This window comes from Micromonospora lacuserhaii, assembly GCF_036902735.1.
In the GTDB taxonomy this organism is placed as follows: Bacteria; Actinomycetota; Actinomycetes; order Mycobacteriales; family Micromonosporaceae; genus Micromonospora.
This window is the reverse complement of sequence record NZ_JBAKHO010000020.1, coordinates 17,846-30,732: the sequence shown is the minus strand read 5'-3', so window position 1 is coordinate 30,732 and position 12,887 is coordinate 17,846. Positions and strand designations below refer to the sequence as shown.

The following is a 12,887-nucleotide window of genomic DNA, read 5'->3' as shown; positions in this document are numbered from 1 at the left end:
TTTCCCAGCGGGCTACCCGATGGTAACTTCCGGGCGTGGCCATGGATGCCGATCGCTCCCCCGGGCCGGCCGGGGCCCTGCCGGTCGCCTTCGAACGGCGCGGCGCGGGCCCGCCGCTGGTGCTGCTGCACGGCATCGGCCACCACTGGGCGGCCTGGCTGCCGGTGCTCGACCTGCTCGCCGCCCGGCACGACGTGGTGGCGCTCGACCTGCCCGGCTTCGGTCGCTCCCCGGTCCCGGCGGGCGGGCTGCCCCGGGACATGACGCAGGTGGTGGCCGCGGTCGCCGAGTTCTGCGCGACGCTCGGCCTGGACCGGCCGCACGTCGCCGGCAACAGCCTCGGCGGGGCGATCGCCCTCGAACTCGCCGCCGCCGGCCTGGCCGCCTCGGCCACCGCGCTCTCCCCCGCCGGCTTCTGCACTCCGCGGGAGCTGCGCCGGGCGCTGACCGTGCTGAGCCTGCACCGGGCGGCGGCCCGGCTGCCCGCGCCGGTCGTCCGGTCCGTGCTCGGCTCGGCCCCGCTCCGGTCGCTGGCCTTCGGCATGATCGTCGCCCGGCCGGAGCGGCTGCCGGTGGAGGCGGCCCTGGCCGACTCGCGGGCCCTGCGCGACGCCCGCGCCTTCCGCGCGGTGGCCCGGGCGGGCCGCGGCTACGCCTTCGCCGGCGCGCCCACGGTGCCGGTCACCGTCGCCTGGGGCACCCGGGACCGGATCCTGCCGTACCGGCAGGCCGCGCTGGCCCGGCAGCGGCTTCCGCAGGCCCGCCACCTGGACCTGCCCGGCTGCGGGCACGTGCCGATGCAGGACGACCCCGAGCGGGTGGCGGCGGTGATCCTGGAGACCACGGCGGCGGGCCGCTGAACCGACTTACTCGCCCGCGCCCACCGGGTAGGTGTGCACGAAGCTCATCGTCCACACCCCGGTGCCGTCGCGCCGGCTGCGCGAGTAGAGATGGTCGGGGCCGCCCCCACCCGGGGCCGGATCCCCGTCGGGATGGCGCAGCACCCAGCGCTCGGGCGGATCACCGTCCGGCCCCGCGGGCAGCGCCCGCACCAGGTCGTGGGCCGGGCCGCCGACGAAGCGGACGGTCACCTCGCTCATCCGTGTGACCCCCTCCCGCCGGACGCCCCCTGCCTGGCAAGCTACCGCACCGATCGGCGCGACGCGGCGGCTCCGACCCGGCCGAGCACGGTTTGCCCAGCTCGCCCGCCGGGTACCGCGACCGGAGCGCCGGTAACGACCGGGGCGAGACGGGCGAGACGGACAGGAGCAGCCACGATGAGGACGCTGGCCGGGCGGTACCAGCTCGAACAGCGCATCGCCCTGGGCGGGATGTCTGAGGTGTGGCGGGCACACGACGTGGTGCTCGACCGTCCGGTCGCGGTGAAGCTGATGTCCCCCGGGCAGCACGGCGAGGAGACGTCGGTGGAGCGGATCCGGGCCGAGGCGCGCAACGCGGCCCGGCTGGTGCACCCCAACGTCGCCAGCGTGCACGACTTCGGCACCTCGTCCACGCTGCCCGGACGCGAGGCGCCGTACATCGTCATGGAGCTCGCCGAGGGGGAGACGCTCGCCGCGCACCTGCGGGCCGGCCCGCTGGACTGGCGGATCGCGGTACGGGTCTGCGCGGAGGTGGCCGCCGCGCTGGCCGCCGCGCACGCGCACGGCATCGTGCACCGCGACGTCAAGCCGGCCAACGTGATGCTCACCCCCTCCGGGGTGAAGGTGCTCGACTTCGGCATCGCCAGCCCGGCCGGCGCCCCCGACCAGAGCCCCGACGGCATCGTGGTGGGCACCCCGGCGTACCTGGCCCCGGAGCAGTTCGACCGGCAGCCGGCCACCCCCGCCGCCGACATGTACGCCCTCGGCGTGCTGCTCTACTACTGCCTCACGGGGCGGCTGCCGTACGCGGCCGGGACGACCGCCACCCAGCTGATCGGCGCCCGCAGGCAGGTCGCTCCCGAGCCGCTGCCGCCGGTCGACGGGCTGCCCGCGGAGGTGGCCGACCTGTGCCGGCGCTGCCTCGACGACGACCCCACCGCCCGGCCGACCAGCCTGATGGCCGCGCTCCTGCTGGCCGAGGCGGTGGACGCCCGGGTGTACGTGCCGATGCTGGCGTCGGCGCCCCGCCCCCGGGTCGCGCCCGTCTCCCCGTGGACCGAGCGCGCGGCCACCGAGGCGACCGAGGCGGTCGCCCTCGACGACTGGTCCCGCGCCAGCCCGGCCTGATCCTGGCCCCCGTCGCCAGGCGTTTCGCCGGACCGAGGCCGGGAACCCGCCGGATGAGCGACGGGAGGAACGCGATGCCGGATCCCAGTTCCTGGCTGCATGAGGCCTCGGCGACCGCGGCGGGCGGTCACGTACGCACCGACGACGGGGGCCTGTCCAGCGCGCTGGCATCGCCGCTCGCGCCACACTGCACGGGGTTGACCCCCGAACAGCTGCTCGCCGCCGCCTTCGCGTCCTGCCTGCACCACGCGGCGGTGGAGGCGGCCGGGGAGATCACCAACGAGGCGCACACCGTGCAGGTCACGGCGGAGGCGAAGCTGGGTCGCGACGACGACGGTCGCTACCGGGCGGACGTGCACGCCTCCATCTCGTCCGCCGGGCTGAGTCGGGACCAGTTGGCCGACCTGGTGGAGCACGCCGACCGGCTCTGGCCGTTCTCGAGCGGGGACAGCAGCCGGCACCGGCTGACCGTCACCCCGGCCGACGGCGGCCGGCGCTGACCCGACGAGGTCACCAGCGGAAGCCGGCGGTCACCGCCCGGTGGTCCGAGTCCGGTGTCCGGATCACCCCGGCCGCGGTCGGGGTGATCCCGCGGTAGAGGACGTGGTCCGGGCGGGTCACCGGCAGCCCGGAGGGCCAGGTGAAGCCGAAGCCCTGACCGGCGTCGGCCTGGGCGTCGTGCAGCAGCCGGGCCAGCGGGGTGAAGACCCGGTCGGTGCTGGCGGTGTTGAGGTCACCGAGCACGACCAGCCGGTCCGCCGGGTCGGCGCGGACCGCGCGGGCGAGGGCGCGGACCGTCTCGTCGCGGGTGGCGGTCTGCCCGGCCCGGGCGGAGCCGAGGTGTGCCACGTACACCACGAGGTCCCCGTCGGGGGTGGCGACGACAGCCCGCAGCGCCCGGGTCCAGCCGAGGCCGGTGTCCACCCCGGCGGACTCCCGGATGGGGTAGCGGCTCCAGAGCGCCACGGTGGAGACCGCCGCCCGGTGCGGGTACCGCTCGCGCAGGGCGGGAGCGACCCGGTCGCCGTCGGCCACCTCCTGCAGCGCGATGAGATCGGCGCCCGAGGCGGCGAGCGGGGTCACCGTGGCGACCGGATCGGGGTTGTCGGCCCGTAGGTTCTGACTGGCCACCCGGAGGCCGGCCGGTCCGGCGCCGGAGGCGGCCGGCAGCCAGGCGCCGCCGTAGGTCAACGCCCACACCAGGGCGGGCAGCAGCACCGCGAGCAGCGCCCACCGGGCGCGGCGCAACAACGCGGCGACGGCCAGCACCGGCACGCCGAGGCCGAGCAGGGGGGTCACGCTGTCGAGCAGGCTGCCCACGCCGTGCACATTGGGAATCGCCCGATGACCGGCCAGCACGGCCGCGAGGAGCACGGCGAGCACGACGAGGACCAACCCCCGCCGGCGGCCGGACCGGTCCGCGCCACCGCGGACGGACTCGTCGATCATGCTCTCGGTCACCGTCCGCATCGTACCGAGCCGATGCTTCGCCCCCGATGGCGATGCCGGCAACCGCCGCTCGCTACGACGCCCGCCGCCCGGGCAGGGGTCAGCGCCCCGATAGGACACCCACCTCATCGGCCGAACGGAGGAGCCGGACAGTCACGAGTATCCATCCCATGGGGTGCCCGGAAGCTCCCAGCAAAAGGGTAATAGTGGATAAAAGCGATTCATTCGCTTGGCACCTTTCATAGCTTGCCACGGCTATTGACCGACCCAAAACCGGCACATTGTGACGCATGCCACCAATGACCCCGATGGCAAACATCGGGAAGCTGCCTAGCCTCGGCGGGTGCATCCCGACGAGTCCCCTGAGCGGCAGCTGACCGAGACCCGACCGGCCACCCGTACGACCGATGCGGCATCGGACGAAAAGAGGATCGGGCGGCACCGCGCCCCCGAACCACCCCGCCGCGGCGCCCGTTCGCTGCTCGCCACCACCTCCGCGCGGGTTGCCCTGGCCGGCGGCGTGAGCTGCTGTCTCGGCCTGGTCGCGTTCGTCGGGGCGCACGACACCGGCGACCGTCGGGAGCCGGTGCCGGAGGTGCTCGCCGACCGGGCCGTCGACGAGCAGCGCGCCTCCCGCTCCTTGGACCGGGCCGCCTCCCCGCTCGCCGTCCCGGTCACCCCGCGCGCCACGGCCAGCCCCAGCCCGTCGGCGACCCGCAAGCCGCCGCCACGGCGGACGGTCCGGCCGAAGCACCCCCGCCCGGTCGCCGGCCTCACCCAGGCACAGATGGACAACGCCCGGGCGATCGTCGACGCGGGCCTCGCCCTGCGGATGCCGAAGCGCGGCCTGGTGGTCGCCGTGTCCACCGCGATGCAGGAGAGCAACCTGTACAACCTCGCCAGCGACGTGCTGCCGGAGTCCTACGACTACCCGCACCAGGGCAGCGGCGCCGACCACGACTCGGTCGGCCTCTTCCAGCAGCGGCCCAGCAGCGGCTGGGGCACGATCGCCCAGCTCATGCGGCCGGCGTACGCGGCCCGGGCGTTCTACCTCGCGCTCGCCGAGATTCCCGGCTGGCAGGAGCTCAGCGTCACCGAGGCCGCCCAGGCCGTGCAGATCTCCGCGTACCCGGACGCGTACGCCCAGCACGAGGAGCGGGCCACCACGGTGGTCGACGCGCTGACCTGAGGCGCGGTCGCGTCAGGCCACCCGGGTGCCCGGCTCGGGCAGTTCCACGGTCACCTCGTCGGCGCCCGTCGCGGCGACCCGGGTTGCCGGGACCCCGCCCGACGTCGCCGCCGCGGCGGTGGGCGTGTCGCTCGGCACCACCTCCACCCCGGTCAGGATCTCGTCGACCCGGGCCTCGCGGCGCCGTCGCTCGTGCAGCGCCGCCTCGAACTCCCGCCGGGCCTGCACGGCCTCGGCGTACACCCGCTCGCGCAGCTGCCGGGCCTCCTCGCGCGCCGCGTCGAGCACGCCGCGGGCCCGGTTCAGGATCTCGGCGGCCTCCCGCTCGACCGCGGCGGCCTCGCGCCGGGCCACCAGCACGTCGGCCACCGGGCCCTGCCGGTCGACGAGACCGCAGAGCAAGGTGGCCTCCTGCCGGATCTGGTCCCACTCCCGGCCGGCGCCGGCGGCGACCTGGACCCGCGCGGCGAGCCGGGTCAACCGGACGCCGAGTTCGTCAAGGCAGGAGTCGACCTGCCGTTGGTCGTATCCGGTCTCAACGACGGAGAACCTCATACTGTCGCCCCCCAGGCAGCTGGTACGTCTATCCCCAGCTCGATCCTCGCGGCTGTCGACCAGCGCCGAGGGGGTTCGGGAAAAATGTTCAGCAACTGAGGCGCGCGCCGCGCGGCGAGCGTCAGGACCGCTTGGGGAGCACCACCACGCGCCCGAAGAACTCGTCGATGCGGCGCACCACATCGTTGAAGTCGTCCAGGTCGATCGGCTTGGTCACGTAGGCGTTGGCCTGCAACGTGTAGCTGCCGACGATGTCGGTGTCCGCATTGGAGGTGGTCAGCACGACGATCGGGATGGTCCGCAGGTCCTCGTCCTGCTTGACCTCGCCGAGCACCTGCCGGCCGTCCATCCGGGGCATGTTGAGGTCGAGCAGGATCACGTCGGGTCGCCGGGCTTCGGTGTGGCGGCCCTCCTGGCGGAGGAACTCCATCGCCTCCTGGCCGTCGCTGACCACGTCGATGACCTTGTCGATCTCCGAGTCCTCGAGGGCTTCCTCGATCATGAGGACGTCACCTGGGTCGTCGTCCACCACCAGGATGCGAACGGGGTTCGAGGTGTCTGGGCCCATGGGATCAACCTGTCTCGCGTGACGATGGGAACCGCCTGGTACCCACTGGCGGGGAAATCTAGTCGATCACCCGGCGGCACGCGAGGGTGGGTCGAGCGCCTCCGGCTGGTACAGCAGCACCTCGGCGAGGCCGGTGACCCGGAGCACCCGGTCGACCCGACCGGTCGACCCGGTGATCCGGAGCCACCCCCCGGCGGCGGCCGCCCGGTTGTCCCCACGGACGAACGCCGCGATCCCGGTCGAGTCACAGAAGGTCAGGTCGGTCAGGTCCAGCAGGAACTGCCGCTCACCGACCGTGGCCAGCCGGTCGATCTCGGCGTTGAGCTCACCGGCGGTGGTCAGGTCCAGCTCACCGGCGAGCCGCAGGCACACCCCGGCACCATTCCACGGGGCGTGCGTGACGGTGAAGGTCAACGTCGTCCCTCTCGCTCACCACCGCAGGCCGACCCTTGCAGTCGCGCAAGTATACGCGGGGTTCGGCCCGCGGCCGACCGACCCGCGATCAGCCCCGGCCGGCGCCGCGCAGCGCCGGGACCTCCGCCTCGGCCAGCGTCAGGAACCGCGCGGCCCGGGGGAAGTCGCGCAGCGACCGGTGGTAGTGCCCGAGGGTCAGGCCGACCGCCCCGGCCGGCACCCCGCGGCTGGCCAGGATCTCCACCAGCCACGCGACGAACTCGGTGAACAGGGTGCTGTCGTCGACGTAGAGCGCCGCGGCGAGGAAGTCCACGATGTAGCCCAGGTCACTGACCGTGGAGTCGAGCTGGGCCGGCGTGTAGTCGTTGACCGACGGCACCCGGTCGCGCAGGTCGGCCAGGGCCGAGTCGATCAACTCGCCGCGCCGCTTGACCAGGCTGGCGTACTCGTCGTCGGCCAGGTGCGGCAGGTCGGCCGGCCGGACCCGGCGCAGCGCCCGCTCGTCGGCCACCAGGTCGGCCGCGGTCGGCGCGTCCGGCGCCCAGGCCACCCCGAGCCCGCGCGCCCACCGGCCGTCGTCGCCGAACCCGCGGCCACCGACGACGACCGGGACGTCGCTGCGGCGGCACGCCTCGATCATCCGGTGCGCGTGCGGCAACCGCATCGGCAGCGCACAGGCCAGCGCCACCGCGTGCGCGTCGTGCCGGTGCAGATACGACACCAGGTGCGCGGCCGGGACACTCGCGCCCAGAAAGGTCACCTGCCAACCCCGCAGCCGCAGCACCTCCGCCACCAGGCGGGGCGGCAGGGCGTGCCACTCGCCGTCCATGCACGCGACCACGATCCGGCCCCGGGTGGGTCGCGGGTTGGCGTGGGCGGCCACCGCGGCCACCACCCGCTCGCTGATGTGGGTGGCGGCGTGCTCCTGGGCGACGCTCCACTCGTTGCGGGCCCAGCGCTCCCCCACCTCCGTCTGCGCCGGGGCGACCAGGTCGAGCAGCACCCGCTCGGCGGGCACGCCGGCGTCTAGCAGGTTGAGGGCCACGTCGATGGCGCCGTACTCGTCGGCCTCCGCCAACGACTCCAGGAAGTCGCGGTACGCGCGCGCCGGGTCGGTCTCCGTGGTCACGGTGGTCACGTTCGGTTCTCCCTCGCCTCACCGGGCCGACCCTCGCCGGGTACGGCGTGCAGGTGCCGCGGCGGCCGCCCTCCGGGGCCGGTGGCGCGCAGCGCGAGCACCGCGATGTCGTCGTGGTCGCCGTGGGCGAGCCAGTCGCAGGTCACCTGCTCGACCCGCTCGGCGAGCGCCGGGGCGGGCACCCGGTAGCAGTCGGTGATCGCGTTGACCAGCCGCTCCTGGCCGAACTGCTCGTCACCGCGCCGGCCACCGCGCGCCTCGGTCACCCCGTCGCTGTAGAGCAGGCAGGTCTCGCCCGGCTCGAGGCGGACGGTCACCTCGCCGATCCGGGGATCCGGCACCACGCCGATCAGCATGCCGGTCAACGGCACCGTCTCGACCTCGCCGGAGGCGCGTAGCACCAGCGGCGGCAGGTGACCGCCGCCGGCCATGGTCAGGGTCAGGCCCCCGTCGCGCTGCGGGCGCACCACGCCGAGCACCATGGTCGCGAAGCGGCCCTGGCCGTGCGCCTGGGTGGTCTCCAGCAACGCGTCGTTGAGCAGCTTCAACAGCCGGGCCGGCTGGGACTCCACCCGGTGCAGCGCCTGCAGACACTGGCGCAGCTGGCCGGTGAAGACGGCCGCCTCGACGCCCTTGCCGGAGACGTCGCCGAGGAAGAACACCGAGCCCCCGTCGGGCAGCCGGTGCGAGCCGTAGAAGTCGCCGCCGATGCGCAGGCTCGCCTGCGCCGGCCGGTACGCGGTGCCCCACTGCACCCCGGTCATGCTGGCCGGTTCCACCGGCAGCAGGCTGGCCTGAAGGGTGTCGGCCACCTCGGCCTGGTCGCGGTAGAGCACTGCGGTGGTCAGCGCGGCGCCGGCCCGGGCCGCGAAGGCGCGCACCAGCTCCACGTCGGCCTCGTCGTACCAGCGGGTGGCGCGGCGGGCCACCAGCAGCACGCCGGCCGGGGTGTCGGGGCCGGGCAGCGGGACCACCCGGGCGGTCACCTCGCGGGCAGTCAGGCCGGGCAGCCAGCCGGCCTCGACCGCCTGCTCGACCAGCCAGTCGACCGCGTGCGGCTCGACGCCGGTGAGCCCCTCGGCGATCGCCCCGGGCAGTTCGGCGGCGGGCAGCATGCCGCTCTCCACAGCGGGCGCATCATCGTCGACGCGGGTGGCCCGCCACCAACGGGCCCGGCCGGAGCGGGGGGCGAGCACCAGGACGGCGACCTCGGCCAGCGTCGGTACGGTGAGCCGGACCACCGCGGCGGCGGCCCGGTCCGGGTGCAGCGGATTGCCGAGCTTCTCGCCGACCACGGCGAGGAAGGCCGAGCGGGCCCGCTCGGCGAGGAGCGCGTCGGCCCGGCTGACGCTCTCGGTGACGTCCTCGACGTAGAGGCAGACCCGGCCGCCGGAGAGCGGGACCCGCCGGACCCGCAGCCGACGGTCGCCGCGGCCGAACCCGGGCGAGCCGGCCTCGTCGGTCAGCTCGGCGATTCCGGTGGCCGCCAGCGTGTGCCCCACGGTCACCTCGGGTAGCAGCCGTTCGGCGACCGGGCTCAGGTGCCGGACCACGCCGTGGGCGTCACAGATGACCAGGCCCTCGCGGAAGTGTTCGACGACCTCCGACCAGTCGGGCTCGGGGTGGCCGCGGTCGGGGGCCAGCGGTGGCAGCACGCCGGAGCGGCGGACGACGGCGTCGGCGGGCCACGCCGGAGCCCGTGCGGCACTCGGCGTGGAGATCCGCCCGTCGCCCGGGTCCGAGCCCCTGACGTCGGCAGCAGTCACCAGCTGAGCCCCACTCCTCGTCTCGACACCCGCGGTTCAGCGGAAACGCCCGGTGTGTTCCAATCTCTTCGCCCCACCCTACGCCGGTGTGCCGGGACCGCCACCCCACGGCCGGTGGGCGCGGATCGCCTACCGGGCGGGCTCCGCCCGGTGTTGTTACGATCCCGGAAAAGCCCTCTGCCCGACCGGCAGCCCTGCGGAAAGGCGTTTCTGGTGCCCACTGCGAGGAAGCCCGAGGCCACCGCGCTGAACATCTCGGTGGACCACTCGGACCCGGCCGCGCCGGTCATCTCCGTCGGCGGCGACCTCGCGTTCACCAGCTCGGCGCCACTGCGCACGGAGATCGACCGCGTGCTCGCGACCGGTCCGGCGGTGCTCGTCCTCGACTTCGCCGAGCTGCTCTTCATCGACAGCACGGGGCTGTCGGTCATCGTGCACGCCTGGCGGGAGGGTCAGCAGGGCGGCACCGCCGTCCGGCTGCGCGCCACGCCGCGCTTCCTGCAGACCATCCTCGACATGACCGGCGTCACGGGGCTGCTCGCCCGTCCGCTCCCCGAGCGGGGCGCCGCGCGCCCGGAGTTCGGCCACCCGGACCACTCCGCCGCCTCCGCCTGAGCCCCGGGCGTTTCCCGATCGCGACGGGCTGGGAACATGTACGCATGCCCTCCCCGCTGCTCTCCATCGAGGTGACCCGGCTCGACGCCGGGTGCGCCCGGTTGCGGTTGACGGGCGACCTCGACTTCGACACGGCGCCGGAGCTGATCGCCGTGGCTGAGGTGGCCCGAGCGGACGGATACCGCGAGCTGCTGCTCGACCTCCACGGGGTCGGCCTCTGCGACTCGTCCGGGCTCAGCGCGTTCGTGGTGCTCAGCCGCGCCGGCGCCGGGCCGGTCCGGCTCACCGGCGTCAATTCCCAGTTGCAGCAGTTGCTGGACCGCACCGGCCTGGCCGAGCTGCTCGCCGTCGAACGCGGCCTCAGCGCCGTCGACGACGCGCGCGAGGCCGGCTGAGCAGCAGCGCCGGCTGAGCGCAGCACGGGCTCAGCGGCAGCGCCGGCTGAGCCACAACCCAATTGAGCGGCAGCGCCGCGGGCCGACCGCCTCGCCGGCGGCCGGCCCGGGGCCTCCCCGGTGGACGGGGTGGCCCCCGACCCTGGGACCAGGGGCCGGGGGCCGGAGGAGGGTCTAGGCGGTGACCGGTTGCAGTCGCGGACCGGTCGACCGCAGCTCGGCCGTCGACGGCGGCTCGGCGTCCTCGGGCGCGCCGGAATCGGGCGTTTGGAACAGGTACCGGACGAACTCCGCAGCCGCCTCGTTGTCGTCCGATCCGGGCCACTGTCCGGCGCAGTCCACGCCGATCACCTCGCGGCCCGAGCCGTCGGACTCCTCCAGCAGCGCCCACAGGCTGACCGGGTAGCTCCGGGTCCCTTCTGGGGCCACCTGCCACCGGGCGTACCAACCGGGGCGAGCGGGGACGATCTCGACGATCCTCTTCATGACGACCTTCCTTCCGCGTGCATCGGAAGAACTGCGGTCCGGTTCCGAGACTGCGGCCGGGACGGGTGAGCGCCCCTCACCCCCCGGGAGTGAACCTGTCGGCGGCCGCCGGCCGTTACCTTCCGCACGGCGGCGGGAACGCGGTCGGGGAAGGTGAACCCGACAGGGAGCGAGGTCCACCATGCGCAAGCAGATGGAGGGCGACAACCAGCGCCGTCGAGCGTTGGCCCGCCAGGCCCGGGAACAGGGTCGGCTGCCCAGCGAGACTGGTTCCACCCTGAGCGCGTCCAAGCAGATGACCAGCCTCGACCGCGGTAAGCGGTCCGGTCCCCCGCCGGCCGGCCGGCGCAAGCCGGACAGCACCCGGGGCGGACCGGCTCCGCCGCCCCCGGCGGTGGCGACCGCGCCCCGGCCGATGCCGGACGCGGGACGGCCGGCGGGACGGCCGATGGGCTACCGGGAGCTGGTCGACGAGGTGGGCCGCAGATCCGGGGCGGACTTCTCCACGGCGAAGGTGGCCGCCGAGGCGACCGTGCTGACCCTGGCCTGGGCGCTGGGCGAGGCGGAACGCGCCCGACTGCTCGAGGCCGTGCCGACGAAGTTGCACGACGTGGTGCCGGTCGACGGCATCGAGCGGCACGAGGACCTGCCGGGATTCCTGTCCGAGGTGAGCCGGCTCAGCAGCCTCACCCCGGAAGAGGCCCGCTACCAGGCGGAGGCGACGCTCGCCGCGCTGGCCGCCCACGACGGCGACCTGGTCGAGTCGCTGCACGTCCCGGACGGGCTGCGTGACCTGCTGACACCGCCCGAGCCGGGTGGCGGCCTGGTCGGCTCGCGCAGCGCCACCGCGCGGCTGACCGAGCAGGAGCTGCGGGACGCCCTGGCCGACCTGCCGTACTGGTCGAGCGACCGGCGGTCGCTGGTACGCACCATCGAGCTGCCGGCGGCCAACCTCGACCGGGTGCTCGACCGGCTCGACCAGCTCCGGGTGGACACGGGACGGGGGCCGCAGATCGGCCGCCCCGACCCCGACAACGCGGTGTTGACCGTCCGCACCGGGCAGGCCGACGCGGTGACCCCCCTCGACGTGGACCTGGCGCACCGGGTCGACGACGCGATCGAGGAGGCCGGCGCGGGGATGGCCGCCGGCTGAGCCGCGCGGTGTGACCGGGCCGGGGCCGGTGGGCGGTACGCCCGCCGGCCCCCGCCCGCCGTACTCCGGACCCCGACGGCGGTGGACCCGGGCGCCGGGCGGGACCGGTGCCGTCGGCTAGCGTGCCGGGCATGGACAGTGCCGCCGCCGACGGGTTGGAGCTGGTCGTCGACCCGGCCCGACGGACCGGTCGCACGCTGCTCGCGGCGGGGGTGGCCCAGTCGTACGTGGACGTCGCCGACCCCCGCCACCTGCACTTCGAATACGTCCGCCGGATGGCGACCCTGGTCGATCTGGCCGCACCGGCCGGCCACCCGTGCCGGGTGCTGCACCTCGGTGGCGGCGCGCTGACCCTCCCCCGCTACGTGGCGGCCACCCGGCCCGGTTCGCCGCAGCGGGTGGTCGAGCGGGACGCCGCAGTGGTGGAGCTGGTGGCCCGCGAGCTGCCGCCGCTGCCGCCGGAGGTCCGGGTGGAGGTGGCCGACGCGCGGGAGGCGGTGACCGGCGCGCCGGCCGGGGCGTACGACCTGGTGTTGGCGGACATCTACCGGGCGGCCCGGATGCCGGCCCACGTGGCCGCCCGGGAGTTCGTGGCCGAGGTGGGACGGACGCTGCACGCCGACGGGATGTACCTGGTCAACGTCACCGACCTGCCCCCGCTGGTCTTCACCCGGGTGCAGGTGGCCACCCTGCGGTCGGTCTTCGCGGACGTCTGCCTGGTCGCCGACCGGCGGATGCTGCGCGGGCGCAGGTACGGCAACGTGGTGCTGGCCGCCGCCCACCGCCCGGACCGGCTGCCGGTCCGCCGGTTGGCCGGCCGCGCCAGCGCCGACGTCGTGCCCGGCGGCGTGCTGCACGGCGCGGCGCTCGACGGGTTCGTCGGCGGGGCGCGCCCGGCGACCGACGCGGGTCTCGCCGCGGGCTGACGGGG

At 75.0% G+C, this 12,887-nt stretch carries 16 protein-coding genes; 8 read left to right on the top strand and 8 right to left on the bottom strand.

Going from position 1 to position 12,887, the window contains the following annotated elements; all coding sequences use genetic code 11:
• Positions 1-41: 41 nt before the first annotated feature.
• Entirely contained in the window at positions 42-860 is an 819-nt protein-coding gene (locus V6U81_RS15575; RefSeq protein ID WP_334490030.1) for an alpha/beta fold hydrolase, read from the top strand.
• A gap of 6 nt (positions 861-866) precedes the next feature.
• Here V6U81_RS15575 and V6U81_RS15570 read toward each other — a convergent pair whose 3' ends face one another.
• Positions 867-1,100 carry a hypothetical protein gene (locus V6U81_RS15570; RefSeq protein ID WP_334489921.1) on the bottom strand — a complete coding sequence of 78 codons (234 nt, stop codon included), beginning with the start codon at positions 1,098-1,100 and terminating at the stop codon, positions 867-869.
• Between the two features lie 177 nt (positions 1,101-1,277).
• Between V6U81_RS15570 and V6U81_RS15565 the strand changes: the two genes are divergently transcribed.
• Together V6U81_RS15565 and V6U81_RS15560 are read left to right on the top strand one after the other, a co-directional pair.
• Positions 1,278-2,228, top strand: a complete 951-nt coding sequence (locus tag V6U81_RS15565; protein WP_334489918.1) for a serine/threonine-protein kinase — start codon at positions 1,278-1,280, stop codon at positions 2,226-2,228.
• A gap of 74 nt (positions 2,229-2,302) precedes the next feature.
• Positions 2,303-2,728 carry an OsmC family protein gene (locus V6U81_RS15560; protein WP_334489916.1) on the top strand — a complete coding sequence of 142 codons (426 nt, stop codon included), beginning with the start codon at positions 2,303-2,305 and terminating at the stop codon, positions 2,726-2,728.
• Between the two features lie 10 nt (positions 2,729-2,738).
• Here V6U81_RS15560 and V6U81_RS15555 read toward each other — a convergent pair whose 3' ends face one another.
• The gene (locus V6U81_RS15555) at positions 2,739-3,689 is read right to left on the bottom strand and encodes an endonuclease/exonuclease/phosphatase family protein (RefSeq protein WP_334489913.1); all 951 of its coding nucleotides are present in this window, start codon (positions 3,687-3,689) and stop codon (positions 2,739-2,741) included.
• A gap of 331 nt (positions 3,690-4,020) precedes the next feature.
• Between V6U81_RS15555 and V6U81_RS15550 the strand changes: the two genes are divergently transcribed.
• Entirely contained in the window at positions 4,021-4,866 is an 846-nt protein-coding gene (locus V6U81_RS15550; RefSeq protein WP_334489910.1) for a hypothetical protein, read from the top strand.
• Between the two features lie 12 nt (positions 4,867-4,878).
• On the opposite strand, the gene V6U81_RS15545 is transcribed toward V6U81_RS15550, so the two are convergent.
• From V6U81_RS15545 to V6U81_RS15525, 5 genes are all read right to left on the bottom strand, one after another.
• On the bottom strand, positions 4,879-5,421 hold the full coding sequence (locus V6U81_RS15545; protein ID WP_334489908.1) for an ATPase: 543 nt from the start codon (positions 5,419-5,421) through the stop codon (positions 4,879-4,881).
• A 121-nt stretch (positions 5,422-5,542) separates the two neighbouring features.
• The gene (locus V6U81_RS15540; RefSeq protein WP_334489906.1) at positions 5,543-5,989 is read right to left on the bottom strand and encodes a response regulator; all 447 of its coding nucleotides are present in this window, start codon (positions 5,987-5,989) and stop codon (positions 5,543-5,545) included.
• A gap of 66 nt (positions 5,990-6,055) precedes the next feature.
• A complete protein-coding gene (locus V6U81_RS15535) occupies positions 6,056-6,403 on the bottom strand; it encodes an STAS domain-containing protein (protein WP_334489905.1) in 348 nt (115 codons plus the stop codon).
• 88 nt (positions 6,404-6,491) lie between these two features.
• Complete coding sequence (locus V6U81_RS15530; protein WP_334489902.1) at positions 6,492-7,541, bottom strand: cobalamin B12-binding domain-containing protein; 1,050 nt, start codon at positions 7,539-7,541, stop codon at positions 6,492-6,494.
• Positions 7,538-9,307, bottom strand: coding sequence for a PP2C family protein-serine/threonine phosphatase (locus V6U81_RS15525; protein ID WP_334489899.1), 1,770 nt, complete (start codon positions 9,305-9,307; stop codon positions 7,538-7,540). Before V6U81_RS15525 ends, V6U81_RS15530 begins: the two co-directional genes overlap by 4 nt.
• Positions 9,308-9,520: 213 nt before the next feature.
• On the opposite strand from V6U81_RS15525, the gene V6U81_RS15520 reads away from it, so the two are divergent.
• The gene (locus V6U81_RS15520; protein WP_334489896.1) at positions 9,521-9,922 is read left to right on the top strand and encodes an STAS domain-containing protein; all 402 of its coding nucleotides are present in this window, start codon (positions 9,521-9,523) and stop codon (positions 9,920-9,922) included.
• Positions 9,923-9,966: 44 nt separating this feature from the next.
• Positions 9,967-10,317, top strand: a complete 351-nt coding sequence (locus V6U81_RS15515; protein WP_334489894.1) for an STAS domain-containing protein — start codon at positions 9,967-9,969, stop codon at positions 10,315-10,317.
• Positions 10,318-10,491: 174 nt separating this feature from the next.
• On the opposite strand, the gene V6U81_RS15510 is transcribed toward V6U81_RS15515, so the two are convergent.
• Positions 10,492-10,803 (bottom strand): hypothetical protein, encoded by a 312-nt coding sequence (locus tag V6U81_RS15510; RefSeq protein ID WP_334489891.1) that lies wholly within the window; start codon positions 10,801-10,803, stop codon positions 10,492-10,494.
• 181 nt (positions 10,804-10,984) lie between these two features.
• Between V6U81_RS15510 and V6U81_RS15505 the strand changes: the two genes are divergently transcribed.
• Positions 10,985-11,956, top strand: coding sequence for a DUF2267 domain-containing protein (locus V6U81_RS15505; RefSeq protein ID WP_334489888.1), 972 nt, complete (start codon positions 10,985-10,987; stop codon positions 11,954-11,956).
• A gap of 131 nt (positions 11,957-12,087) precedes the next feature.
• Positions 12,088-12,882: a spermidine synthase gene (locus V6U81_RS15500; protein ID WP_334489886.1), complete on the top strand. Its 795-nt coding sequence runs from the start codon at positions 12,088-12,090 to the stop codon at positions 12,880-12,882.
• The last annotated feature ends 5 nt before the right edge of the window (positions 12,883-12,887 follow it).